Here is a 24,322-nt window from a genome sequence, read left to right on the forward strand (position 1 = left end):
TATTTTTGAAAGATATGATGTTGACAATTTTACAATTAGCCCAAGCGGCTCAAGATAAATCCAAAGAAAATTCAGGCGGATCTGGATCAGGCGGTTCAGAGTCTGGTGGTAGTGCAGCCGATAAAGCTGCCAATGGTGCCGAGAAAGGTAAAGATGCCGTTGAGCTTATTCTAGGACAGCTAGAATCGTGGTACACCAGTTTTATAGAAAACCTACCCAACCTTGCCGTAGCGATCGTATTTCTAGTAGTAGCATTTTTTGTTTCTAGATGGGTCAATACAGGTGTTCAAAAATTACTTAACCATCGAGTACCACAAAAAAGCATCAAGAGAATCGCAGGTAAGTTTGCAGCGGTCATCGTTGTGCTTGCAGGTATTTTTATAGCGTTGAGTGTCATGAACCTAGACGATCTAGTAAGCGGTATCATCGCCGGTGCTGGTATATCTGGTCTAGTGGTAGGTCTTGCCTTGCAAGGCACATTATCTAACACCGTTAGTGGTGTAGTGTTATCCTTCCGTAAGCAAGTGCGCATAGGCGATTGGGTAACCACAAATGGTTATGAAGGCGAGATCGTGGATATAAAATTGAGCACCACCGTAGTAAAAGAGCCTGACAATAATCTAGTCATCATTCCCAACAAGATGGTATTAGAAAACCCTATGAAGAACGCATCATTGACTGATAAAATGCGTATCATCATTGAGTGCGGTGTTGGTTATGAGACAGACTTACAACATGCCAAGGATGTTGCGTGTAAAGCAATAAGCGATGCGTTTGAAGATGTAGAAAAGCCAGAAGATGTAGAGTTTTACTACCGTGAATTCGGCGACAGTAGTATCAATTTTATGTTGCGATTTTGGTACAATGCAGAGCGTGGTATCGAACGATTAACATCGACCAGTAAGGCTATCATGGCAATTAAAAAGGCTTATGATAACGAGGATATTAATATTCCATTCCCAATACGTACGCTGCAATTTGACAACGAGCTCACAATGAACCAACCGTCAAAAAGCAAGAAGAAAGGAAATGACAAGACCCAATCTTCTGCTGAAGAAGAGTAGCAACTTGTTATAAATTATTTGAGATTAAATCCTGCTTGTAATAAGCAGGATTTTTTGTGAATTACGCTTTCGCGAAAGCAAAATCATCACCAAAACCATGACATGAATAATCAATCTTAACAAAAGAATAAGCATGTCAACAAAATAAGCGAGCCAAAAAAAGGTTGTAACCATACCTTAAAACCCTAAAAAATGAAAAACTACCCAAAAGTAGTTGCTGCATCCCTTGTAGCTGCTGCAATGACAGTAAGTTGTGTATCAAAGAAAAAATACACAGAACTTGAAAACGATTACAATAACACTCGATCAGAGCTTGTGAAAACTCGAGTAGCTAAAGAAGATCTTGAGGCAAGATTTGAGGCTATCGAACAACGCGTGGATCGCTACAACGAGAAAATCGCATCTCTACAAGCATCGCAAGAAGGCATGATGGTCAAGACTGCAGATGGTGACCTTGTGTTAAGCGATAAGAACAAGGCGGCCATGCGTCGTACATTACAAAATGTGCCTAGCGAAAAATTATCAGGAGCCACAACACTCAAGGACAGTGTAAATCTTGCCATATCATATAAAATGAGCCAGCGACTATCTGGCGTCAATGAAGGCAAGAACATTGACATGAAGATAGAAAACACCGTAGTCATGATTGAGATCGCCGATGAAATGCTATTTAACGACAGTAGTTACCGTGTTGGCAACAAGGCGGATGATATCCTTGAAAAAATCGCACAAGTCGTCAATAGCGAGCCGTCACTAGAGGTTCTAATTGAAGGACATACCGATAGTCGCACTGTGCGAGAAGGCAGCTACATCAAAGACAATTGGGACCTGAGTACAGAACGTGCTGCGGCAATCGCTAGAAGATTGTCAACTAAATTTGAGGTGCCCAACGAGCAATTAATCGTTGCAGGTAGAGCAAGTTATGATCCAGTTGCAGCAAACGATAGCAATGAGAATCGAGCGCGCAACAGGAGAACCCAAATCATCATCATGCCAGATCTCGATAAATTCTTTGGAATGCTAGAAAGTGAGACTCAAATTGTTAATTAGCAATTCTTTTTAATTTTCATTGATCTTGTATTTAACACGCGGCCAGCTGACTCATGTATAACGCGCCGTTAAAGGCAAGGTCTAAATTGTTAAATATCCTTTAATCTATTGGTAAACAAACGTTATGAGCGATGCGTGCGAGCGCATCCTCATATACCTTTGATTCACAATTAAATCAACAATTATGAATTTTACAAAAGTATTGAGTATCGCATTGATCGCAGGAACAGTTACACTTGTTTCCTGTAATGATGCAGAGAAAGAAAAAGCAGAAAAAGAAAAAATGGAAATGGAGCAGCGCGCAGCAGACTCTGTAGCCATGGAAGAGCAAAAAATGAAAGAGCGTGAAGACAACGCAATGATGGTAGGTGGTGCAAAAATGTACCAAGATCAGACTATCGTTGAGAATGCTTCAAAAGCTAACAACTTGACAACTCTTGTAGCGGCAGTAAAAGCAGCTGGTCTTGTAGAGACTCTTAACAGTGATGGTCCATTTACAGTATTTGCACCGGTAGATGATGCATTTGCAGCACTACCTGATGGAACTGTAAGCACATTATTGAAGCCAGAGAACAAAGAAACTCTTTCTGGTATCTTAACTTACCACGTGGTAAGCGGTAACGTTGATGCAGCATCATTGACTAAAATGATTCAAGACAACAACGGTAGCGTAACTGTGGACACGGTAAACGGTGGTAAACTAACAGCAGCTATTGAAGGTGGTAATGTAGTTATTACTGATGCTAAAGGTGGAAAAGCAACTGTAGTAGTTGCAGACATCAAGCAATCTAATGGTGTAGTACATGCAGTAGATGCAGTATTGATGCCAGCTAGCTAGGAGTTAACGTCCTTTTAAAAATTAGAAAGCCTGAAGCGATGCTTCAGGCTTTTTTTATGGTACACAATTAATTGCTCTTACTTGATCAACTTTATATTCTTGATGTTAAGTTGTTTAAGTCGTTCAAATTGTGTGGCTGCATCGCCTACAATAACATAATACATAGCATCTGGATTGATGTACTGCTGGGCGAGAACCTTCACTTGCTCTACCGTTAAATTTCTAACATATTGTTGTTGCTGTAAGGCATAGTCTGCAGGTTTGTCAAATGACTGCATCGTATTAAGTAATTGCAATTTTGCTCCTGCGGTTTCATACTCTCTGGCACTTGATTTGACCATGTAGCTCTTTGTCACCTCAAGATCCTGGTCACTATAAGAATTGGCATAGTTTCTCAATATATTTCTTATTAGAGCAGTTGACTCTAACGTGACATTGCTGCGCACACCACTGCTCAATGTAAATTCACCTAGGTCCTCGTTTCCTGTAAATCTAGAGCCTATGCCATAGGTGTAACCTTTTGCTTCACGCAACTGTTGCATCAATTGGCTTGCAAATCCACCACCGCCTAAACGATAGTTCATGACCTCTACCGCATAATAATCTGGATGCATCGCAGAAATTGATGGGTTCCCGAATCTCAATACCGATTGTTTTGCACCAGGAACATCATAAAATAAAACGATTGGCTCACTAATGGCTGGTGCTGGGTCATAAACCGGTATTTCCATACCAACGGTCGTCCAGCGCTCATTTAAACTGGTTAATGACTGACCGATGGAATCTTGATCTATATCACCTACCACCATAAAAGATGTATTTGATGGTGCCATCGCCGTTGCATAGTATTGCTTAAGGTCATTGATCGACAAACTGCCAACTGTTTCTACTGTTCCTAGGCCGCTGTGTGATAATACGTGATCGTCACCGTAGAGCGCCTTATAATATTTAGAAGACGCGATGGCATTAGGATTACCCAGCTGCTCTTCAATAGCGCTCAAGGCTTGTTTCTTGAGTATTTCAAACTCTTCTTCATCCCAACGTGGTTGTAGCAGTATTTCTTCAACAAGCTCCATGGTTTTATCATAATTGCGTGCCAATGTGGTACCCGTAGTAGTGACTGATTCATTTCCTGCAAAAATATTGATGCTCGTTCCCAGATCATCAAGCGCTTCTTCTAGCTGTTGCACACTTTTATCTTGAGTTCCTTTAAGCATTAACAAGGCAGTTAGTCTAGCGGCACCAGCCTTATCTGCAGGCTCTAATAATTGTCCACCTGCTATTTCCATATTAAAAGTGACTAAGGGTACCTCGTCATTAGTAATCCCGTAGATCTTAATACCACTTGATAAACTATCAGTCCATACTTCTGGAACTTTTAGTGAAGGTTCTGCACCGTAAGCTGGTTCTATACTACGATCAAAGGACGATGGTGTTTTCTCGTAAGTTGCGACAACATTGGGATCCACATTATCATTGGCATTATTGACAATTACTTCTTCTACTACCGTTGCCATTTTTGAATCTTTTAATGCTAGTGAACTAGCACCACGAGGCACAAAACTAGTAGCAATGTATGGTTTGTCCTTAATGTATTTTTTGAACACTCGATTCACATCATTTACCGTTACTGATTTGATGTTTTCAAGATCTTTGTTAATAAACGCAGCATCGCCAGCAAAAATTTCATATTGTGCAAGCTGGAATCCCTTGCCAAGTACGCTGGAAAGACCGCGGTAAAATTGAGTCTCGTTTTGAGTCTTAATGCGTTCTAACGCTTCACTCGTGATTGGATTTTGATTATAATTTGCAAACGTATTCATCACTGCATCATGAACACTGTCTAGATCCACCTCCTCAAACGCTCTAACGGTCAACTTTACATCGCCTGCAAGCTCACCAGAATTATTTCTCATGGATACACGGGTCGCCATATTCAAACTATCAATGAGTACTTGATTTAAAGGTGCTGCTTTACCGTCTGACATATATCTGACAAGCATATTAAGAGCATAGTAGTCCTTACTGTATTGCTTGACGCCAGGCCAGGTCATGCTCAATTGTGGCAACCTGGCAAAGTTATCTTCATACATCAAGCGCTTTGAATTAGCTAATGCCACAGCAGGAACGCTTTGCTCTTCAAGCTTTTCTCCAGTTGGTATCTCACCAAAGTATTTTTCTATCCATTCTTTTGCCTGAGCTTTTTCAAAATCTCCTGCGATTGTGAGTACCGTATTTCTAGGCGTATAATACTTACCGTAAAATTGTTTAACATCTTCTAGCGTGGCGTTTTGTAAATCTTCCAGTGAGCCTATGACCTGCCAATGATATGGATGATTTTCAGGATACAGATTGCGATCGATTACATAATCCTCGTGGCCATACGGTTGATTATCCACACCTTGACGCTTCTCGTTTTTTACCACTTGCTTTTCTTTGGCAAGCACTGGTTGAGTCACTGTATTGATAAAATACCCAAGTTTATCAGCCTCTGCCCAGATCATTTTTTCTAGCGCATCATTAGGTACCGTCTGGTAATAATTTGTCCTATCCCGATTTGTGGAACCGTTGGCACCAGATCCACCTATGCGAGCACTCATGGCGTCCAAACCACCTCTTCCCAGGTTTTCAGATTCCAGGAATAGTAGATGTTCAAATAAGTGTGCAAAACCTGTACGTCCCTTTACTTCTCTCGCACTACCTACATGTGTTGTTAGCGCCACTGCCACGACTGGATCAGACGTATCAGTATGTAGCACTACGGTCAGTCCATTATCAAGCGTGTATTTCTCGATGTTTACATCAAGCGATTCATTAGTGGTTGTAGATTCCTCGTTCTTTTGCTTGCATGAGGTGATAAAAAAGGCAAGCAAGACTAGTAATAACGCTGAGTGCTTTAACATGGTGGTTATATTTTTCATGATATGAAATTAAGTGAACTGCATAAATAAAGCCGCTATGATAGCGGCTTTTGTTACAATGATTTTTATGGATTACGCTTTCGCGAAAGCGTAACAAGGCATCTACCTCTCTACAATTATAAACTCTGATCTTCTATTGAGTTGGTGCTGCTCTTCACTACACTTAACTCCATTAGAACACTCATTGATAAGTTGGTACTCGCCATAACCTTTGGAGGTTAATCGACTCGCATCAACACCTTTTGAGATAAGGTAGTTCATGGTACTCATTGCGCGACGGCTGGATAATTTCTCATTGTAATCATCATTACCTCGACTGTCAGTATGTGACCTTATATCGATTTTCATGGTAGGATTATCCTCTAGGACGGCAAGAACTTTTTGTAGTTCAAGCTCTGCATCCTCACGTATGAATGAACGATCAAAGTCAAAATAAATAGGATTGAGATTCAATAGTTTTGCAAGATCGTCACCTACTTTACCTGTAATCGTTGTAGGCTGTAGCGCTAAAGGAACATCAATATTGCTTGTTACTGTTGGAGTGTTTACAAGCTCCTCTGCAGTGTTGTAAGCTCGTTTTTCACCTCGAACAAAATAAGTCTTATCACAAGCTAATTTAAAAGCAAATTTACCGTTGTCTCTGGTCCTACGAGACGCCACGATATTATTATTGACATCAATCACGTTTATTACGGCGTTTTCTAAAGGTACTCCAGTTTGCTTATCGGTAATTGTGCCGGTAACGAACTGCTCACAAGTTTCACGCAAATCCTCTAATTGAATGAAGCGATAGATTTCATCATCATTACCGCCACCTATCCTATTAGAACTGAAATAGCCAGTGTCATTACCTTCATCAATTATAAATGCAAAATCATCGTCAGTACTATTTGCAGGCTCGCCTATGTTTACTGGATTACTCAAACTGCCATCGTCATTAATTGTACTCACAAAAATATCTAGACCACCTAGTCCTTGTAAACCATTACTGGCAAAGTACAGATTGCCGCTACGGCTGATGTAGGGATAGCTTTCACGGCCTTCTGTATTAATTGGTGACATATTCTCTGGCTCGCCATAGCTACCGTCTTCATTAATAGCGACGCGCCATATGTCAGTTTCTTTAAATTTGCTTTCCATACCCATAGTTCCCAGCATATTGCTTGAGAAATAAAGGTATTTACCATCTGGTGTTAGTGCTGGATGTGATGTGGTGTAATCTTCATCAGAGAATGGTGTTCTTTCAGGTCTGGACCATTTACCATCTTTTTTAACTGATTTGAAAATCTGTAAACGATTGACATTTTCATCGTCGCGCTCGAGATCACCTTTCTGGTAATTATTCCTGGTGAAATACATGGTATTCAAATCTGCAGTAAAGGTTGGCGTGCTCTCATGTAGTATTGAGTTGATGCGCTTGTCAAACTTTTCTGGGTTTGATAGTTTACCTTCAGCATCTCTATCTGCGATGTATAGATCAAGAAAATAGCGCTCATTCCAAGAATGGGTTCTTTTGTAAAAAACTCCAGTATCACGGGCACTTGCAAAAACGACTTTATCAGGACCATAATAAGCCGTCCCAAAATCTTGCTCGTCACTATTGACAGAAACTTTTTCTACCTCAAACCTACCTTTTTGAAAATCGATAATAGTTAAAAAATTAGGCATATTGCGAGCCGCACTAAGCCTTGAATCCTTAAGACCTACTACATTGAATCCAGATAATATTTGATTTGCCTTATCGTATTGCTTATCGCTTTTAAGTGCCTGTGCATATCTAAAGAAATATACTGTAGGAATGCTTTTTTGATCTAGTTTAAATAGCTGATTATACCATTTTAAAGCATTACTATAATCGTTATTGAAATAGTAAGAATCACCGAGATTTGAAAATATCTCAACACTCTTAAAACCACGATCTGCCATACGCTGATAGATGTCACGTGCCTCAATAAACGCGTACTTCTCTACCTTGCGCTCTGCTCGTGGTGAGTCTGCTTTTTGCGCCTGCGCAAAGGTCACTACTAGAAAAAACAGAATAACGGGAACCCTAAGCAAGTTTTTCAAGTTGTGTTTTTTCATGATTAAAAGAATCTAGGAGTCAATAGCTTATCGTAATCTCTAGTAAGTTCATACCTTAAGAATACCTCAAAACTACCGTCGTTGAATTGAGTGTTACCTAAATCTGTAGTTTCACGATCGTAAGCCAATCCTATTTGAAATTGATTACTTATCTGATACCCAAGTAAGCCACTTACCGCAGCATCCCATCTGTAAGCAGCTCCTAATGTAAGTCGCTCATTAATCAAAAAGTTTGCAGTTACATCGACTTGTAAAGGTGCTCCTGAGACTGCCTTGATCATTGTGCTAGGCTTGAACATCAAATTGGGATTGATGTCAAATACATATCCTGATGTCAAATAATAATGAATACGTTCTCTTGCTACAAAGGATGCCGTATTGTTGTTATTGGACTCTTCAAAATGCTCATTGCGCAATAAATTGGGTGCACTCAAACCTGCATAAAACTTGTCGGTATGAAAGTAAATACCTGTACCAATATTAGGCGAAAGCTTGTTGTCGATGTTTTGCTCAAAAGCTGCATCATCTAAATCAAAACGCTGCAATTCATCAAAGTTTACGTCCAGGACGTGCGCACCTAATTTGACCCCAAAGCTAAGCTTGCTATTGTAACCTGTATCAATGGTATAACTAACATCACCATTAAAGTAAGTCTCGCTGGTAGGTCCTAGCTTATCGTTGACAATAGAAAGTCCTAATCCTACTTTACCAAACCCAACTGGACTGTGTAAACTTAGACTTTGAGTTTCTGGAGCACCGTCGAGACCTACCCACTGACTTCTGTGCAACAGTATTGCACTGAACATACCTCTGTTTCCTGCGTATGCTGGATTTATAGACAAAGTGTTGTACATATACTGTGTGTACTGTGCATCCTGTTGCGCTATTCCTTTAATAGAAAGAGAAAAGAGAAACACGGCTATCAAATATTTCATCGATTGTATTTTGTTATTAGTATATCTCATTATTTCTATCTCTGTATATAAATGTAACCTGCTACTGACTTGCGTTCACCGCTTTCATCATCCTGGTAATTGAGAACGTAGTAATAGGTTCCTACAGGTAATTCTTCTCCTTGCTGGATTGTTGCTCTACCTTCAGATATTCCTCTAAATACATTACCGTTGACCCCATAGCTTTCGGTTTCATAGACTAGCACACCCCAACGATTGAAAATTTGTAAATCATTAGTTGAGAAACAGTCTAGATTTTCAATGACTAAGAAGTCATTTCTAGAGTTACCATCTGGAGAAATTCCGTTGTAAACTATTGGTTCACCGCAGACAACTTCTTCATCAAATTCTAAATAATCAAAGATTCCATCGCCATCAGTATCTCTCGTGTTTCCAGTGTTAGGATTTTGATCATTATCTGGATCTGGACCTTCGTCGATAGTATCAAAAGCATCACCATCATCATTATCATCTAGATAATCAGGAATACCATCACCATCGGTATCTTGATCTACTGGATTATCATCACCATCATAATCTTCAAATACTGTATTCACCGTATCTCCATCATCGTCAATATCGCGATAATCCACGTCCTCAGTACCGTCTAGATCTGGAAGCTCAGATGGATCACCATCTAATTCTAGACCATCTGGATCACCATATCCAGAAGTATCACCATCATAAGCATCATTAAGACCATCGTTGTCAATGTCTTGATCACTTGGTGAAACGTCTGCAATACCATCGTGATCAAAATCATGACCTTCTAACCTATCCAATACATTATCATTATCTGAATCAGAATCGATATAATCTTGAAGATCGTCGCCATCAAAGTTGAATTCTTCGATTGGTGAGCCATTGGTATCATAAGCATCATCAACACCGTTATTATCTTCATCTTGACCTGATGGACTTATATAGTCAAATGTATCTTGAGACTCTACATTATCTGTAATACCATCATTATCAGAGTCTTGATCAAGATAATCAGGCAGTAAATCTGTATCAGTTTCTCGTGGTGCTGTTGAAACACCGTTACCGTCGATACCATCATCTTCTACCGCATCAGGTATACCATTCACACCTTCTGGCCCGTCAACCATACCGTCGTTATCAGCATCAAGTGCAGAGTTTCCTGTCTCATTGACATCATAGATACCGTCATTATCGCTGTCAAGGTCTAAATGATTTGATATTCCATCACCATCAGTATCAAATTCTGGGTTTACTGCATTGTCATCGTCACCAACAGTTGGATCGTTATCATCGTCATCTAGGTATGCAGGTACGCCGTCACCGTCGTTGTCGATATCAGGATTTGATCCTACTTCTACAATATCAGGAATACCATCATTATCGTCGTCTTCGTCAAATAGATTAGTATCGTCGGTAGCGTCAAGATAGTTAGGCGTACCGTCTCCATCAGTATCATCATTGGTTGGATCGCCGTCATTATCCACATCTTCACCTTGTTCAGGATCATTATCGTCACCACCACCTTCAAAAGTTAATAATCCATCATCATCATCATCCCTATCACGGAAATCTGGGTTGTCATTTGCTCCATCTCTATTAGGTAAATCGAATGGATTGTCAATGACTAATAAACCGTTAGGGTCTTCAAAATCTCCCAATGATCCGTCATATGCGTCATCCAATCCGTCACCATCATTATCTACACCAGATGGATCTACATCCGCCACACCATCTGCGTTGTAGTCACTACCCTCGATGGAGTCAGGCACATTATCATTATCAGAATCAAGATCTAGATAATCAGGAAGTTCGTCTCCACCATCATCATCATTACCATTGTCAAAATCCTCATCTGTGTTGACTGGCTCAATAGGTGCACCATTAGTATCATAGGCATCGTCAACTCCGTTAGAATCAGAATCCATCCCTGATGGTAAGATATAATCAGCTGATGATTGAGATTCAATGTTATCTGTAATTCCGTCGCCATCAGAGTCCTGATCCTTATAATTAGGGATGTCATCATCGTCGAGATCAGACTCAAGAGGATCATCGCCAACACCATTTCCATCAACTCCATCATCCTCGGCAGCATCAGGAATACCATTAACGCCTGCAGGACCGTCTACCATACCATCATTGTCTACATCTAGATCTGAATTACCAGTTTCTACCACATCATAAATTCCGTCGTCGTCTACATCTAGATCTAATTGGTTAGGTATACCATCGCCATCCAAGTCTAATGATGGATCAAACAAGCCATCTTCATTTCCTACAAAGAAGTCGTTATCATCATCATCAAGATAGCTGGGAACACCATCTCCATCGTTATCTATATCTGGATCAAAGCCATCTAGTTCTTCTATATCCGTGATACCGTCATTATCGTCATCCAAATCAATATTATCTGGAATAGAGTCATTATCTCTATCTATAGACACGATTGTAGGATCATCTGGCTCTCCATCATTGTTTTCATCGAAGTCATTTGGATTGTTTGGATCATCAGACGTATCTGTAACATCAACACCATTAACATCTTCTCCGATACCGATTAAGGAGTTGATTGCGCGGTTATTTCTAACGTCATCTTCGTCAATTGTTTGAGTCACGGTTGCTATTACGCTTTCGCCAGGAGCTATACTATTGAATGTATCAGGCATTATGCTACCCGCATCCGCATTATCGTCTGATATCACAACATCTGTAAGAGTGATATTTCCTGTGTTTGTTATTACAATGTCATATGTAATAACGTCACCAATATTTCTGAAGAATTGCTCACGAGCAGCCTTAGTGATGCTCATCGAACTTTTCTGTCCCAGGTCCGTATCCGTTGGATCGTCGCCCACGTTGCTGTCATCATCCGAGTCATCACTTACCGTGTTGCCATCCGGAGTCTCTCCGCTCACCACTGCCTGGTTGCGTACAAAGCCGCGGTCGATGTCATCCTGAGTGATCGTATAGCTACCCGTAAAGGTCGTATCGTCAAAGGCTCCCGGTGACAGGCTAGCGATAGGACCGCCGCTTAGTGTACCGTTGGCGCCTTCCAATAGAACGTCCTCAAGGGTGATGTTCGTCAGCGTCGTGCTTCCGGTATTCGTTACCCTGAAGCTGTACGTGATCGTCTCGCCCACCTGTGCCGTACCGTTGCCGGCATCATCCGTATCACCGCTGCCGGCATCATCAAACACCGACGTCTTGATCACCGCGATGCTGCTGTCCTGTCCCAGGTCCGTATCCGTTGGATCGTCGCCTACGTTGCTGTCATCATCCGAGTCATCACTTACAGTGTTGCCATCCGGAGTCTCTCCGCTCACCACTGCCTGGTTGCGTACAAAGCCGCGGTCGATGTCATCCTGAGTGATCGTATAGCTACCCGTAAAGGTCGTATCGTCAAAGGCTCCCGGTGACAGGCTAGCGATAGGACCGCCGCTTAGTGTACCGTTGGCGCCCTCCAATAGAACGTCCTCAAGGGTGATGTTCGTCAGCGTCGTGCTTCCGGTATTCGTTACCCTGAAGCTGTACGTGATCGTCTCGCCCACCTGTGCCGTACCGTTGCCGTCATCATCCGTATCACCGCTGCCGGCATCATCAAACACCGACGTCTTGATCACCGCGATGCTGCTGTCCTGTCCCAGGTCCGTATCCGTTGGATCGTCGCCCACGTTGCTGTCATCATCCGAGTCATCACTTACCGTGTTGCCATCCGGAGTCTCTCCGCTCACCACTGCCTGGTTGCGTACAAAGCCGCGGTCGATGTCATCCTGAGTGATCGTATAGCTACCCGTAAAGGTCGTATCGTCAAAGGCTCCCGGTGACAGGCTAGCGATAGGACCGCCGCTTAGTGTACCGTTGGCGCCTTCCAATAGAACGTCCTCAAGGGTGATGTTCGTCAGCGTCGTGCTTCCGGTATTCGTTACCCTGAAGCTGTACGTGATCGTCTCGCCCACCTGTGCCGTACCGTTGCCGGCATCATCCGTATCACCGCTGCCGGCATCATCAAACACCGACGTCTTGATCACCGCGATGCTGCTGTCCTGTCCCAGGTCCGTATCCGTTGGATCGTCGCCCACGTTGCTGTCATCATCCGAGTCATCACTTACAGTGTTGCCATCCGGAGTCTCTCCGCTCACCACTGCCTGGTTGCGTACAAAGCCGCGGTCGATGTCCTCCTGAGTGATCGTATAGCTACCCGTAAAGGTCGTATCGTCAAAGGCTCCCGGTGACAGGCTAGCGATAGGACCGCCGCTTAGTGTACCGTTGGCGCCTTCCAATAGAACGTCCTCAAGGGTGATGTTCGTCAGCGTCGTGCTTCCGGTATTCGTTACCCTGAAGCTGTACGTGATCGTCTCGCCCACCTGTGCCGTACCGTTGCCGTCATCATCCGTATCACCGCTGCCGGCGTCATCAAACACCGACGTCTTGATCACCGCGATGCTGCTGTCCTGTCCCAGGTCCGTATCCGTTGGATCGTCGCCACGTTGCTGTCATCATCCGAGTCATCACTTACAGTGTTGCCATCCGGAGTCTCTCCGCTCACCACTGCCTGGTTGCGTACAAAGCCGCGGTCGATGTCATCCTGAGTGATCGTATAGCTACCCGTAAAGGTCGTATCGTCAAAGGCTCCGGTGACAGGCTAGCGATAGGACCGCCGCTTAGTGTACCGTTGGCGCCTTCCAATAGAACGTCCTCAAGGGTGATGTTCGTCAGCGTCGTGCTTCCGGTATTCGTTACCCTGAAGCTGTACGTGATCGTCTCGCCCACCTGTGCCGTACCGTTGCCGTCATCATCCGTATCACCGCTGCCGGCATCATCAAACACCGACGTCTTGATCACCGCGATGCTGCTGTCCTGTCCAGGTCCGTATCCGTTGGATCGTCGCCCACGTTGCTGTCATCATCCGAGTCATCACTTACCGTGTTGCCATCCGGAGTCTCACCACTGACCACTGCCTGGTTGCGTACAAAGCCGCGGTCGATGTCATCCTGAGTGATCGTATAGCTGCCCGTAAAGGTCGTATCGTCAAAGGCTCCCGGTGACAGGCTAGCGATAGGACGCCGCTTAGTGTACCGTTGGCGCCTTCCAATAGAACGTCCTCAAGGGTGATGTTCGTCAGCGTCGTGCTTCCGGTATTCGTTACCCTGAAGCTGTACGTGATCGTCTCACCCACCTGTGCCGTACCGTTGCGTCATCATCCGTATCACCGCTGCCGGCGTCATCAACACCGACGTCTTGATCACCGCGATGCTGCTGTCCTGTCCCAGGTCCGTATCCGTTGGATCGTCGCCACGTTGCTGTCATCATCCGAGTCATCACTTACAGTGTTGCCATCCGGAGTCTCTCCGCTCACCACTGCCTGGTTGCGTACAAAGCCGCGGTCGATGTCATCCTGAGTGATCGTATAGCTACCCGTAAAGGTCGTATCGTCAAAGGCTCCCGTGACAGGCTAGCGATAGGACCGCCGCTTAGTGTACCGTTGGCGCCTTCCAATAGAACGTCCTCAAGGGTGATGTTCGTCAGCGTCGTGCTTCCGGTATTCGTTACCCTGAAGCTGTACGTGATCGTCTCGCCCACCTGTGCCGTACCGTTGCCGGCATCATCCGTATCACCGCTGCCGGCATCATCAAACACCGACGTCTTGATCACCGCGATGCTGCTGTCCTGTCCCAGGTCCGTATCCGTTGGATCGTCGCCTACGTTGCTGTCATCATCCGAGTCATCACTTACAGTGTTGCCATCCGGAGTCTCTCCGCTCACCACTGCCTGGTTGCGTACAAAGCCGCGGTCGATGTCCTCCTGAGTGATCGTATAGCTACCCGTAAAGGTCGTATCGTCAAAGGCTCCCGGTGACAGGCTAGCGATAGGACCGCCGCTTAGTGTACCGTTGGCGCCCTCCAATAGAACGTCCTCAAGGGTGATGTTCGTCAGCGTCGTGCTTCCGGTATTCGTTACCCTGAAGCTGTACGTGATCGTCTCACCCACCTGTGCCGTACCGTTGCCGTCATCATCCGTATCACCGCTGCCGGCGTCATCAAACACCGACGTCTTGATCACCGCGATGCTGCTGTCCTGTCCCAGGTCCGTATCCGTTGGATCGTCGCCCACGTTGCTGTCATCATCCGAGTCATCACTTACCGTGTTGCCATCCGGAGTCTCTCCGCTCACCACTGCCTGGTTGCGTACAAAGCCGCGGTCGATGTCATCCTGAGTGATCGTATAGCTACCCGTAAAGGTCGTATCGTCAAAGGCTCCCGGTGACAGGCTAGCGATAGGACCGCCGCTTAGTGTACCGTTGGCGCCTTCCAATAGAACGTCCTCAAGGGTGATGTTCGTCAGCGTCGTGCTTCCGGTATTCGTTACCCTGAAGCTGTACGTGATCGTCTCGCCCACCTGTGCCGTACCGTTGCCGTCATCATCCGTATCACCGCTGCCGGCATCATCAAACACCGACGTCTTGATCACCGCGATGCTGCTGTCCTGTCCCAGGTCCGTATCCGTTGGATCGTCGCCCACGTTGCTGTCATCATCCGAGTCATCACTTACCGTGTTGCCATCCGGAGCTCTCCGCTCACCACTGCCTGGTTGCGTACAAAGCCGCGGTCGATGTCCTCCTGAGTGATCGTATAGCTACCCGTAAAGGTCGTATCGTCAAAGGCTCCCGGTGACAGGCTAGCGATAGGACCGCCTTAGTGTACCGTTGGCGCCTTCCAATAGAACGTCCTCAAGGGTGATGTTCGTCAGCGTCGTGCTTCCGGTATTCGTTACCCTGAAGCTGTACGTGATCGTCTCGCCACCTGTGCCGTACCGTTGCCGTCATCATCCGTATCACCGCTGCCGGCGTCATCAAACACCGACGTCTTGATCACCGCGATGCTGCTGTCCTGTCCCAGTCCGTATCCGTTGGATCGTCGCCCACGTTGCTGTCATCATCCGAGTCATCACTTACCGTGTGCCATCCGGAGTCTCACCACTGACCACTGCCTGGTTGCGTACAAAGCCGCGGTCGATGTCATCCTGAGTGATCGTATAGCTGCCCGTAAAGGTCGTATCGTCAAAGGCTCCCGGTGACAGGCTAGCGATAGGACCGCCGCTTAGTGTACCGTTGGCGCCTTCCAATAGAACGTCCTCAAGGGTGATGTTCGTCAGCGTCGTGCTTCCGGTATTCGTTACCTGAAGCTGTACGTGATCGTCTCACCCACCTGTGCCGTACCGTTGCCGTCATCATCCGTATCACCGCTGCGGCGTCATCCACACCGACGTCTTGATCACCGCGATGCTGCTGTCCTGTCCCAGGTCCGTATCCGTTGGATCGTCGCCCACGTTGCTGTCATCATCCGAGTCATCACTTACAGTGTTGCCATCCGGAGTCTCTCCGCTCACCACTGCCTGGTTGCGTACAAAGCCGCGGTCGATGTCATCCTGAGTGATCGTATAGCTACCCGTAAAGGTCGTATCGTCAAAGGCTCCCGGTGACAGGCTAGCGATAGGACCGCCGCTTAGTGTACCGTTGGCGCCTTCCAATAGAACGTCCTCAAGGGTGATGTTCGTCAGCGTCGTGCTTCCGGTATTCGTTACCCTGAAGCTGTACGTGATCGTCTCGCCCACCTGTGCCGTACCGTTGCCGGCATCATCCGTATCACCGCTGCCGGCATCATCAAACACCGACGTCTTGATCACCGCGATGCTGCTGTCCTGTCCCAGGTCCGTATCCGTTGGATCGTCGCCTACGTTGCTGTCATCATCCGAGTCATCACTTACAGTGTTGCCATCCGGAGTCTCTCCGCTCACCACTGCCTGGTTGCGTACAAAGCCGCGGTCGATGTCATCCTGAGTGATCGTATAGCTACCCGTAAAGGTCGTATCGTCAAAGGCTCCCGGTGACAGGCTAGCGATAGGACCGCCGCTTAGTGTACCGTTGGCGCCCTCCAATAGAACGTCCTCAAGGGTGATGTTCGTCAGCGTCGTGCTTCCGGTATTCGTTACCCTGAAGCTGTACGTGATCGTCTCGCCCACCTGTGCCGTACCGTTGCCGTCATCATCCGTATCACCGCTGCCGGCATCATCAAACACCGACGTCTTGATCACCGCGATGCTGCTGTCCTGTCCAGGTCCGTATCCGTTGGATCGTCGCCCACGTTGCTGTCATCATCCGAGTCATCACTTACCGTGTTGCCATCCGGAGTCTCTCCGCTCACCACTGCCTGGTTGCGTACAAAGCCGCGGTCGATGTCATCCTGAGTGATCGTATAGCTGCCCGTAAAGGTCGTATCGTCAAAGGCTCCCGGTGACAGGCTGGCGATAGGACCGCCGCTTAGTGTACCGTTGGCGCCCTCCAATAGCACGTCCTCAAGGGTGATGTTCGTCAGCGTCGTGCTTCCGGTATTCGTTACCCTGAAGCTGTACGTGATCGTCTCGCCTACCTGTGCCGTACCGTTGCCGTCATCATCCGTATCTCCGCTGCCGGCGTCATCAAACACCGACGTCTTGATCACCGCGATGCTGCTGTCTTCTAATAATAGAGTGATGGTTGGATCATCTGGCTCACCGTCTGCTTCTGTATCTACATCTGCATTGTTATCTGGATCGTCACTGATATCTTGTATAACAGCATCCGATGGGGAATCAGCCGAGACAGTAGCACTATTTTGATAGCGACCAGCGTCAATATCGTCTTGGGTTAAAATATAAGTTCCCGTAAATGTTGTGCTGTCAGAAGCTCCAGGCTCCAACTGGGCAATCGCCGTACCTGTCACTGTCGTTCCAAGGTCTGAAACTTGAAGATTTGATAATGTAGTGGTTCCTGTATTTGTAATGACAAATTTGATATGAAATAATATCGCCGGCGTCGGCAACAGAATTACCATTGGAATCCTCATAAGTGTCAATTTTCAATAAAGTTACGGAGCTAGAAGGGTCGAATGATACAACCGTAGGGTCATCTGGCTCACCGTCACCATTATTATCAATATTATCTGTGTTCAAAGGATCATCTGAATCATCCACCACTATGATACCATTAGGATCTGTGGCTTCTACGCTAGCTTGATTTATAAATGATAAATTATCAATATCTGATTGTTGAATAGTATAAAATGCTGAATACGAAGCATTGTCAGATTCTCCAGGAACTAGCACAGCAATCCCACTCCCATTGACAACTACTCCAGCAGTAAGATCTGAAACAGTGATACCTGTCAATGTAGTATTTCCAGTGTTAGTTATTCTAAACGAGTATAGAATGCGATCACCAGCATCAATTACTCCATTACCATTGAAGTCTGATGCGACTCCTTGTTTGGAGAGTTGAATTTCGGAGTTGGGATCAAGAACTGTCGTCGTGGTATCATCCTCCAGGTTGCTGTCGTCATCAATACGTCGCTCACATCGTCGCCGTCATCAGTCGTTCCCGTGGCAGTGGCCTGGTTGTTCACGAAGCTCGTCGATGTCTGCCTGCGTGAGCGTCAACGATCCCGTGATCGTTACGTACCCGGTGCCAGATCGCGATTGGGCTGCCCGTGATGCTACCGTTGGGTGCCACCAGTAATGGGTCGCTCACCGTGATGTTGTTGAGCGCCGTGTCTCCGGTATTGGTTCCGTAAAGTCATAGTCGATCGTCTCGCCTACCTGGGCGAAACCATCTCTATTGGCGTCGTTGAACGTACCTTCCTTGATGATCGCGATGCTGTTGTCCTGTGGAAGTGGCGTCGTCGTCGTATCATCCTCCAGGTTGCTGTCGTCATCGGATACGTCGCTCACATCGTCGCCGTCATCAGTCGTTCCAGTGGCAGTGGCCTGGTTGTTCACGAAGCCTCGGTCGATGTCTGCCTGCGTGAGCGTCAACGATCCCGTGATCGTTACACTAGCGCCTGGTGCCAGATCCGCGATTGGGCTGCCCGTGATGCTACCGTTGGGTGCCACCAGTAATGGGTCGCTCACCGTGATGTTGTTGAGCGCCGTGTCTCCGGTATTGGTGACCGTAAAGTCGTAGTCGATCGTCTCGCCTACCTGGGCAAAGCCATCTGCGTTGGCATCGTTGAACGTACCTTCCTTGATGATCGCGATGCTGTTGTCCTGTGGAAGTGGCGTCGTCGTCGTATCATCCTCCAGGTTGCTGTCGTCATCGGATACGTCGCTCACATCGTCGCCGTCATCAGTCGTTCCCGTGGCAGTGGCCTGGTTGTTCACGAAGCCTCGGTCGATGTCTGCCTGCGTGAGCGTCAACGATCCCGTGATCGTTACACTAGTACCCGGTGCCAGATCCGCGATTGGGCTGCCCGTGATGCTACCGTTGGGTGCCACCAGTAATGGGTCGCTCACCGTGATGTTGTTGAGCGCCGTGTCTCCGGTATTGGTGACCGTAAAGTCATAGTCGATCGTCTCGCCTACCTGGGCAAACCATCTCTATTTGGCGTCGTGAACGTACCTTCCTTGATGATCGCGATGCTGTTGTCCTGTGGAAGTGGCGTCGTCGTCGTATCATCCTCCAGGTTGCTGTCGTCATCGGATACGTCGCTCACATCGTCGCGCCGTCATCAGTCGTTCCAGTGGCAGTGGCCTGGTTGTTCACGAAGCCTCGGTCGATGTCCGCCTGCGTGAGCGTCAACGATCCCGTGATCGTTACACTAGTACCCGGTGCCAGATCCGCGATTGGGCTGCCCGTGATGCTACCGTTGGGTGCCACAGTAATGGGTCGCTCACCGTGATGTTGTTGAGCGCCGTGTCTCCGGTATTGGTTACCGTAAAGTCATAGTCGATCGTCTCGCCTACCTGGGCAAAGCCATCTGCGTTGGCATCGTTTGAACGTACCTTCCTTGATGATCGCGATGCTGTTGTCCTGTGGAAGTGGCGTCGTCGTCGTATCATCCTCCAGGTTGCTGTCGTCATCAGATACGTCGCTCACATCGTCGCCGTCATCCGTCGTTCCAGTGGCAGTGGCCTGGTTGTTCACGAAGCCTCGGTCGATGTCTGCCTGCGTGAGCGTCAACGATCCCGTGATCGTTACACTAGCGCCTGGTGCCAGATCCGCGATTGGGCTGCCCGTGATGCTACCGTTGGGTGCCACCAGTAATGGGTCGCTCACCGTGATGTTGTTGAGCGCCGTGTCTCCGGTATTGGTGACCGTAAAGTCGTAGTCGATCGTCTCGCCTACCTGGGCAAAGCCATCTGCGTTGGCATCGTTGAACGTACCTTCCTTGATGATCGCGATGCTGTTGTCCTGTGGAAGTGGCGTCGTCGTCGTATCATCCTCCAGGTTGCTGTCGTCATCAGATACGTCGCTCACATCGTCGCCGTCATCCGTCGTTCCCGTGGCAGTGGCCTGGTTGTTCACGAAGCCTCGGTCGATGTCTGCCTGCGTGAGCGTCAACGATCCCGTGATCGTTACACTAGTACCCGGTGCCAGATCCGCGATTGGGCTGCCCGTGATGCTACCGTTGGGTGCCACCAGTAATGGGTCGCTCACCGTGATGTTGTTGAGCGCCGTGTCTCCGGTATTGGTGACCGTAAAGTCGTAGTCGATCGTCTCGCCTACCTGGGCAAAACCATCTGCGTTTGGCATCGTTGAACGTACCTTCCTTGATGATCGCGATGCTGTTGTCCTGTGGAAGTGGCGTCGTCGTCGTATCATCCTCCAGGTTGCTGTCGTCATCGGATACGTCGCTCACATCGTCGCCGTCATCAGTCGTTCCCGTGGCAGTGGCTGGTTGTTCACGAAGCCTCGGTCGATGTCTGCCTGCGTGAGCGTCAACGATCCCGTGATCGTTACACTAGCGCCTGGTGCCAGATCCGCGATTGGGCTGCCCGTGATGCTACCGTTGGGTGCCACCAGTAATGGGTCGCTCACCGTGATGTTGTTGAGTGCCGTGTCTCCGGTATTGGTGACCGTAAAGTCGTAGTCGATCGTCTCGCCTACCTGGGCAAAGCCATCTGCGTTGGCATCGTTGAACGTACCTTCCTTGATGATCGCGATGCTGTTGTCCTGTGGAAGTGGCGTCGTCGTCGTATCATCCTCCAGGTTGCTGTCGTCATCAGATACGTCGCTCACATCGTCGCCGTCATCCGTCGTTCCCGTGGCAGTGGCCTGGTTGTTCACGAAGCCTCGGTCGATGTCTGCCTGCGTGAGCGTCAACGATCCCGTGATCGTTACACTAGTACCCGGTGCCAGATCCGCGATTGGGCTGCCCGTGATGCTACCGTTGGTGCCACCAGTAATGGGTCGCTCACCGTGATGTTGTTGAGCGCCGTGTCTCCGGTATTGGTGACCGTAAAGTCGTAGTCGATCGTCTCGCCTACCTGGGCAAAGCCATCTGCGTTGGCATCGTTGAACGTACCTTCCTTGATGATCGCGATGCTGTTGTCCTGTGGAAGTGGCGTCGTCGTCGTATCATCCTCCAGGTTGCTGTCGTCATCGATACGTCGCTCACATCGTCGCCGTCATCAGTCGTTCCCGTGGCAGTGGCCTGGTTGTTCACGAAGCCTCGGTCGATGTCTGCCTGCGTGAGCGTCAACGATCCCGTGATCGTTACACTAGCGCCTGGTGCCAGATCCGCGATTGGGCTGCCCGTGATGCTACCGTTGGGTGCCACCAGTAATGGGTCGCTCACCGTGATGTTGTTGAGTGCCGTGTCTCCGGTATTGGTGACCGTAAAGTCGTAGTCGATCGTCTCGCCTACCTGGGCAAAGCCATCTGCGTTGGCATCGTTGAACGTACCTTCCTTGATGATCGCGATGCTGTTGTCCTGTGGAAGTGGCGTCGTCGTCGTATCATCCTCCAGGTTGCTGTCGTCATCGGATACGTCGCTCACATCGTCGCCGTCATCAGTCGTTCCCGTGGCAGTGGCCTGGTTGTTCACGAAGCCTCGGTCGATGTCTGCCTGCGTGAGCGTCAACGATCCCGTGATCGTTACACTAGCGCCTGGTGCCAGATCCGCGATTGGGCTGCCCGTGATGCTACCGTTGGTGCCACCAGTAATGGGTCGCTCACCGTGATGTTGTTGAGCGCCGTGTCTCCGGTATTGGTGACCGTAAAGTCGTAGTCGATCGTCTCGCCTACCTGGGCAAAGCCATCTGCGTTGGCATCGTTGAACGTACCTTCCTTGATGATCGCGATGCTGTTGTCCTGTGGAAGTGGCGTCGTCGTCGTATCATCTCCAGGTTGCTGTCGTCATCAGATACGTCGCTCACATCTGGACCACTAGTGGTGTACCTGTAGCTGTAGCTTGATTATTTATGAATCCTCGATCAATGTCCTCTTGAGTAAGAGTTAAGGACCTGTGCGAGTTCTTACTGCACCTACAGGTAGATTTGCAATGTTACCTCCATTGATCTGGCCATTGGAGCAACAAGTAATGGGTCTGTAATTCTAACATTAGTCAAATCACGATTCCCTGTATTTCTATCGTAAAGGTGTATGTTATTTCTTCACCAACTTGTGCAAATCCGTCTCCATTAGCATCATTTAATATACCTTCCTTAATGATGGCGATATCGTCATTTCGCGTAAGCGGAGTTATTGTAATATCATCTGGATTACCATTTCCATTTGTATCAACATTTGTATCGTCATCTGGGTCATCAGATAAATCTGAGACGTCGTCACCATTTGAATTGATACCAGCACCAGTGATCTGATTACGGACCTCACCAGCATTAAGATCATCTTGTGTAATCGTATGACGTGAAGTGGTTGTGATCGATTGACCTACATTGAGATTCCCAATGAAATTCCTATCTAATGTGCCGTTGTCATCAGTTAAATTAATATTACGCAGTACCGTGTTACCAGTATTAGTAATCACACGTCATACGTAATCACATCGCCTACCGAGTCGTATGTACCATCTCTATCATCCTTGGTAATTGATAGGATACTACCCACGCTGAGAAGTGCTGCATTACTTACCTCACGCGCACAAGCATAAGATGAGCTTGTAACAACTACCCTGTATAGATTTCCATTAAATGATTCTGGCGCATCCGTAACTGTGAGTGTATTAGAAAAAACACCACTATAACGAGCATTGTTATTCAAATTTGTAAAATTACCTCCATTAGTGCTTACCTGCCATCTATAAACTGGATTGCTGCCAGTAGCGGAAACGGAAAACTGTACACTATTATCGTCAGGAGTTACGGCGGTGGTAGCATCTGGCTGATCTGTAATATTGATGTCAGTTCCTGCTTCTAGAAAGTCTGGCGTTCCATTATTATTTCCATCTCGAGGTGTAAATATCCATTACCACTTGTTACCAAACCATCTTCATCGACGGTAGGCGGAACTTGATTTCCTAATTGACCATCGCCATCATTGTCAATAAAACCTGCCTCAATTACATCTGGACATCCATCATCATCTGCATCGCGATCGATTCTATTAGGCAGTCCTGTACCATCTGTATTAGCCGTATCGCCACCTTCATCAACATCTGTAATACCATCATTGTCATCATCAAGGTCAACTGAGTCTGCTAGACCATCCTGATCGAAATCGGGTCCATCAACAAAATCATTACCAACTCTTGATGCCTCACGTACAACGACTGTTATCTCATTATCATTAGCTCCATCCGTATCAGACACTGATGCTATATCGAATCCTGTAGGCACGTCAGTTTGTAGATCGATTTCTCTAATGGTAAATACTTGTTCATTAGTCCCATCTCTAACTACGGTGAATTGGTAATCTCCATTTGCATCAGTAGTTGTGGCTTCAATGAAATTACCGCCTTCATCATACAGCTCTACTCTTACACCTGAAATTCCTGAACCGCTATCTCTCAATACCGTTCCACATATTAGTGGGTTTGAGACAAATGTTTGGACTGGTTGTTGAAATTCTGCCCTTTCAAGAACTAGAGCGTAAAAACGATTTGACTGAGTTCCATTACCTACTTACTACCAACGCGGTAAGTAAAAGTATTTCTACTCTCATAATAATTACTAAAGGTGTAGCGAGGATCTTGATCAATAGGCTCTACGGGCGCGGATCGTCCATCAATATTCTGTCCTCTAATGATAGTACCATTAGCACCCGTGCGGTCTATATCAATTTCAGTCACTGCAGATACAGTATAAGCATCTGTCAAGGAAAGCTCTGCAAATTCACGTATGCTATTGGCTCCATTCCCGCCGCCACCATCTATGTCAAATGGTGACGCGTAAAAACACACATTCTGACTAGGTGTATTAGTTCCAGCATTAACCAGCCTGATAGTAAATAATGCGTTTATATTACCAGATTATTTGCAGAAATACGTGGCTGAAAGCCCTAGGCAAACCTGAATCTGAAACATCAATATCTAAAAGCGTCGTACGATTAAGTTCTGTGATTTCAACTAAGATATCGATAGCAGGATTGCTTGCAGTGGCTCCTGCAGCGTTAGGAAACCTATACACTGTACCCACGGCGAGCGGTGCACCACCATTATC

General features: G+C 46.9%; 34 protein-coding genes and 1 pseudogene. 3 read left to right on the plus strand and 32 right to left on the minus strand.

Annotation, left to right across the window (positions count from 1 at the left end; all coding sequences use genetic code 11):
• Positions 1 to 14: 14 nt before the first annotated feature.
• From EJ995_RS12990 to EJ995_RS13000, 3 genes are all read left to right on the plus strand, one after another.
• On the plus strand, positions 15 to 1,064 hold the full coding sequence (locus EJ995_RS12990; protein WP_317126819.1) for a mechanosensitive ion channel family protein: 1,050 nt from the start codon (positions 15 to 17) through the stop codon (positions 1,062 to 1,064).
• Between the two features lie 192 nt (positions 1,065 to 1,256).
• Entirely contained in the window at positions 1,257 to 2,114 is an 858-nt protein-coding gene (locus EJ995_RS12995) for an OmpA/MotB family protein (protein WP_126444414.1), read from the plus strand.
• 184 nt (positions 2,115 to 2,298) lie between these two features.
• Positions 2,299 to 2,952 (plus strand): fasciclin domain-containing protein, encoded by a 654-nt coding sequence (locus tag EJ995_RS13000; RefSeq protein ID WP_126444416.1) that lies wholly within the window; start codon positions 2,299 to 2,301, stop codon positions 2,950 to 2,952.
• 77 nt (positions 2,953 to 3,029) lie between these two features.
• Here the strand turns inward: EJ995_RS13000 and EJ995_RS13005 are convergent, their stop codons facing one another.
• The 32 genes and pseudogenes from EJ995_RS13005 to EJ995_RS13110 form a co-directional block, all read right to left on the minus strand.
• On the minus strand, positions 3,030 to 5,873 hold the full coding sequence (locus tag EJ995_RS13005) for a M16 family metallopeptidase (RefSeq protein ID WP_126444418.1): 2,844 nt from the start codon (positions 5,871 to 5,873) through the stop codon (positions 3,030 to 3,032).
• Positions 5,874 to 5,975: 102 nt separating this feature from the next.
• The gene (locus EJ995_RS13010) at positions 5,976 to 7,955 is read right to left on the minus strand and encodes an OmpA family protein (protein WP_126444420.1); all 1,980 of its coding nucleotides are present in this window, start codon (positions 7,953 to 7,955) and stop codon (positions 5,976 to 5,978) included.
• A gap of 2 nt (positions 7,956 to 7,957) precedes the next feature.
• Positions 7,958 to 8,890, minus strand: coding sequence for a PorP/SprF family type IX secretion system membrane protein (locus EJ995_RS13015; RefSeq protein ID WP_241234654.1), 933 nt, complete (start codon positions 8,888 to 8,890; stop codon positions 7,958 to 7,960).
• A 35-nt stretch (positions 8,891 to 8,925) separates the two neighbouring features.
• Positions 8,926 to 13,326 (minus strand): DUF7507 domain-containing protein, encoded by a 4,401-nt coding sequence (locus tag EJ995_RS13020; protein WP_126448805.1) that lies wholly within the window; start codon positions 13,324 to 13,326, stop codon positions 8,926 to 8,928.
• Complete coding sequence (locus EJ995_RS13380) at positions 13,323 to 13,484, minus strand: hypothetical protein (protein WP_449406751.1); 162 nt, start codon at positions 13,482 to 13,484, stop codon at positions 13,323 to 13,325. The genes EJ995_RS13020 and EJ995_RS13380 overlap by 4 nt, the downstream gene beginning before the upstream one ends.
• Positions 13,433 to 13,732, minus strand: a complete 300-nt coding sequence (locus EJ995_RS13025; RefSeq protein WP_164549922.1) for a DUF7507 domain-containing protein — start codon at positions 13,730 to 13,732, stop codon at positions 13,433 to 13,435. Before EJ995_RS13025 ends, EJ995_RS13380 begins: the two co-directional genes overlap by 52 nt.
• A 131-nt stretch (positions 13,733 to 13,863) precedes the next feature.
• Positions 13,864 to 13,983 (minus strand): annotated as a pseudogene (locus EJ995_RS13385) (hypothetical protein); the annotation flags it as partial.
• Positions 13,984 to 14,032: 49 nt separating this feature from the next.
• Positions 14,033 to 14,200, minus strand: a complete 168-nt coding sequence (locus tag EJ995_RS13180; protein ID WP_164549923.1) for a hypothetical protein — start codon at positions 14,198 to 14,200, stop codon at positions 14,033 to 14,035.
• A complete protein-coding gene (locus EJ995_RS13390; protein WP_449406751.1) occupies positions 14,133 to 14,294 on the minus strand; it encodes a hypothetical protein in 162 nt (53 codons plus the stop codon). The genes EJ995_RS13180 and EJ995_RS13390 overlap by 68 nt, the downstream gene beginning before the upstream one ends.
• Positions 14,243 to 15,409, minus strand: a complete 1,167-nt coding sequence (locus tag EJ995_RS13035; RefSeq protein ID WP_126448808.1) for a DUF7507 domain-containing protein — start codon at positions 15,407 to 15,409, stop codon at positions 14,243 to 14,245. The genes EJ995_RS13390 and EJ995_RS13035 overlap by 52 nt, the downstream gene beginning before the upstream one ends.
• 26 nt (positions 15,410 to 15,435) lie before the next feature.
• Positions 15,436 to 15,573 carry a DUF7507 domain-containing protein gene (locus EJ995_RS13395; protein ID WP_449406752.1) on the minus strand — a complete coding sequence of 46 codons (138 nt, stop codon included), beginning with the start codon at positions 15,571 to 15,573 and terminating at the stop codon, positions 15,436 to 15,438.
• Positions 15,566 to 15,679: a DUF7507 domain-containing protein gene (locus EJ995_RS13355; RefSeq protein ID WP_126448954.1), complete on the minus strand. Its 114-nt coding sequence runs from the start codon at positions 15,677 to 15,679 to the stop codon at positions 15,566 to 15,568. The genes EJ995_RS13395 and EJ995_RS13355 overlap by 8 nt, the downstream gene beginning before the upstream one ends.
• A gap of 159 nt (positions 15,680 to 15,838) precedes the next feature.
• Positions 15,839 to 16,012 carry a DUF7507 domain-containing protein gene (locus EJ995_RS13185; RefSeq protein WP_164549924.1) on the minus strand — a complete coding sequence of 58 codons (174 nt, stop codon included), beginning with the start codon at positions 16,010 to 16,012 and terminating at the stop codon, positions 15,839 to 15,841.
• Between the two features lie 114 nt (positions 16,013 to 16,126).
• Positions 16,127 to 16,981, minus strand: coding sequence for a DUF7507 domain-containing protein (locus tag EJ995_RS13045; protein ID WP_126448809.1), 855 nt, complete (start codon positions 16,979 to 16,981; stop codon positions 16,127 to 16,129).
• Positions 16,978 to 17,721: a DUF7507 domain-containing protein gene (locus EJ995_RS13050; RefSeq protein WP_449406753.1), complete on the minus strand. Its 744-nt coding sequence runs from the start codon at positions 17,719 to 17,721 to the stop codon at positions 16,978 to 16,980. Before EJ995_RS13050 ends, EJ995_RS13045 begins: the two co-directional genes overlap by 4 nt.
• On the minus strand, positions 17,606 to 18,205 hold the full coding sequence (locus tag EJ995_RS13055; RefSeq protein WP_449406754.1) for a DUF7507 domain-containing protein: 600 nt from the start codon (positions 18,203 to 18,205) through the stop codon (positions 17,606 to 17,608). The genes EJ995_RS13050 and EJ995_RS13055 overlap by 116 nt, the downstream gene beginning before the upstream one ends.
• Entirely contained in the window at positions 18,154 to 18,327 is a 174-nt protein-coding gene (locus tag EJ995_RS13270) for a hypothetical protein (protein ID WP_241234656.1), read from the minus strand. Before EJ995_RS13270 ends, EJ995_RS13055 begins: the two co-directional genes overlap by 52 nt.
• Positions 18,324 to 18,452, minus strand: coding sequence for a hypothetical protein (locus EJ995_RS13315; protein WP_262707149.1), 129 nt, complete (start codon positions 18,450 to 18,452; stop codon positions 18,324 to 18,326). Before EJ995_RS13315 ends, EJ995_RS13270 begins: the two co-directional genes overlap by 4 nt.
• A complete protein-coding gene (locus tag EJ995_RS13060; RefSeq protein ID WP_126448811.1) occupies positions 18,449 to 19,270 on the minus strand; it encodes a DUF7507 domain-containing protein in 822 nt (273 codons plus the stop codon). The genes EJ995_RS13315 and EJ995_RS13060 overlap by 4 nt, the downstream gene beginning before the upstream one ends.
• Positions 19,271 to 19,278: 8 nt before the next feature.
• Complete coding sequence (locus tag EJ995_RS13320) at positions 19,279 to 19,413, minus strand: hypothetical protein (protein WP_262707150.1); 135 nt, start codon at positions 19,411 to 19,413, stop codon at positions 19,279 to 19,281.
• A complete protein-coding gene (locus EJ995_RS13190; RefSeq protein ID WP_164549927.1) occupies positions 19,410 to 19,577 on the minus strand; it encodes a DUF7507 domain-containing protein in 168 nt (55 codons plus the stop codon). The genes EJ995_RS13320 and EJ995_RS13190 overlap by 4 nt, the downstream gene beginning before the upstream one ends.
• Positions 19,514 to 19,759: a DUF7507 domain-containing protein gene (locus EJ995_RS13365; RefSeq protein WP_164549928.1), complete on the minus strand. Its 246-nt coding sequence runs from the start codon at positions 19,757 to 19,759 to the stop codon at positions 19,514 to 19,516. Before EJ995_RS13365 ends, EJ995_RS13190 begins: the two co-directional genes overlap by 64 nt.
• Positions 19,641 to 20,414, minus strand: coding sequence for a DUF7507 domain-containing protein (locus EJ995_RS13070; RefSeq protein WP_241234724.1), 774 nt, complete (start codon positions 20,412 to 20,414; stop codon positions 19,641 to 19,643). Before EJ995_RS13070 ends, EJ995_RS13365 begins: the two co-directional genes overlap by 119 nt.
• The gene (locus tag EJ995_RS13275; RefSeq protein ID WP_241234657.1) at positions 20,323 to 20,559 is read right to left on the minus strand and encodes a hypothetical protein; all 237 of its coding nucleotides are present in this window, start codon (positions 20,557 to 20,559) and stop codon (positions 20,323 to 20,325) included. Before EJ995_RS13275 ends, EJ995_RS13070 begins: the two co-directional genes overlap by 92 nt.
• Positions 20,556 to 21,023, minus strand: a complete 468-nt coding sequence (locus EJ995_RS13075; RefSeq protein ID WP_164549929.1) for a DUF7507 domain-containing protein — start codon at positions 21,021 to 21,023, stop codon at positions 20,556 to 20,558. The genes EJ995_RS13275 and EJ995_RS13075 overlap by 4 nt, the downstream gene beginning before the upstream one ends.
• A gap of 14 nt (positions 21,024 to 21,037) precedes the next feature.
• Positions 21,038 to 21,289, minus strand: a complete 252-nt coding sequence (locus EJ995_RS13370) for a DUF7507 domain-containing protein (RefSeq protein WP_394342072.1) — start codon at positions 21,287 to 21,289, stop codon at positions 21,038 to 21,040.
• On the minus strand, positions 21,184 to 21,783 hold the full coding sequence (locus EJ995_RS13085) for a DUF7507 domain-containing protein (RefSeq protein ID WP_164549930.1): 600 nt from the start codon (positions 21,781 to 21,783) through the stop codon (positions 21,184 to 21,186). Before EJ995_RS13085 ends, EJ995_RS13370 begins: the two co-directional genes overlap by 106 nt.
• Positions 21,784 to 21,797: 14 nt before the next feature.
• Complete coding sequence (locus tag EJ995_RS13375; RefSeq protein ID WP_126448957.1) at positions 21,798 to 22,004, minus strand: DUF7507 domain-containing protein; 207 nt, start codon at positions 22,002 to 22,004, stop codon at positions 21,798 to 21,800.
• Between the two features lie 262 nt (positions 22,005 to 22,266).
• The gene (locus EJ995_RS13095; protein WP_126448816.1) at positions 22,267 to 22,692 is read right to left on the minus strand and encodes a DUF7507 domain-containing protein; all 426 of its coding nucleotides are present in this window, start codon (positions 22,690 to 22,692) and stop codon (positions 22,267 to 22,269) included.
• Entirely contained in the window at positions 22,689 to 22,925 is a 237-nt protein-coding gene (locus tag EJ995_RS13100; RefSeq protein ID WP_126448817.1) for a hypothetical protein, read from the minus strand. Before EJ995_RS13100 ends, EJ995_RS13095 begins: the two co-directional genes overlap by 4 nt.
• Before the next feature lie 152 nt (positions 22,926 to 23,077).
• Entirely contained in the window at positions 23,078 to 23,674 is a 597-nt protein-coding gene (locus tag EJ995_RS13105) for an SdrD B-like domain-containing protein (protein ID WP_206482252.1), read from the minus strand.
• A 107-nt stretch (positions 23,675 to 23,781) separates the two neighbouring features.
• Complete coding sequence (locus tag EJ995_RS13110) at positions 23,782 to 24,063, minus strand: hypothetical protein (RefSeq protein ID WP_126448819.1); 282 nt, start codon at positions 24,061 to 24,063, stop codon at positions 23,782 to 23,784.
• Between the last annotated feature and the right edge of the window lie 259 nt (positions 24,064 to 24,322).

Source organism: Nonlabens ponticola (assembly GCF_003966335.1).
GTDB lineage: Bacteria > Bacteroidota > Bacteroidia > Flavobacteriales > Flavobacteriaceae > Nonlabens > Nonlabens ponticola.

Excerpts from the sequence above, each read along its gene's own strand:
- EJ995_RS12990 (WP_317126819.1), top strand. The coding sequence starts at position 15 with ATGATGTTGACAATTTTACAATTAGCCCAAGCGGCTCAAGATAAATCC.
- EJ995_RS12995 (WP_126444414.1), top strand. The coding sequence starts at position 1,257 with ATGAAAAACTACCCAAAAGTAGTTGCTGCATCCCTTGTAGCTGCTGCA.
- EJ995_RS13000 (WP_126444416.1), top strand. The coding sequence starts at position 2,299 with ATGAATTTTACAAAAGTATTGAGTATCGCATTGATCGCAGGAACAGTT.
- EJ995_RS13005 (WP_126444418.1), bottom strand. The coding sequence starts at position 5,873 with ATGAAAAATATAACCACCATGTTAAAGCACTCAGCGTTATTACTAGTC.
- EJ995_RS13010 (WP_126444420.1), bottom strand. The coding sequence starts at position 7,955 with ATGAAAAAACACAACTTGAAAAACTTGCTTAGGGTTCCCGTTATTCTG.
- EJ995_RS13015 (WP_241234654.1), bottom strand. The coding sequence starts at position 8,890 with ATGAAATATTTGATAGCCGTGTTTCTCTTTTCTCTTTCTATTAAAGGA.
- EJ995_RS13180 (WP_164549923.1), bottom strand. The coding sequence starts at position 14,200 with ATGATGACAGCAACGTGGCGACGATCCAACGGATACGGACCTGGGACA.
- EJ995_RS13365 (WP_164549928.1), bottom strand. The coding sequence starts at position 19,759 with ATGATACGACGACGACGCCACTTCCACAGGACAACAGCATCGCGATCA.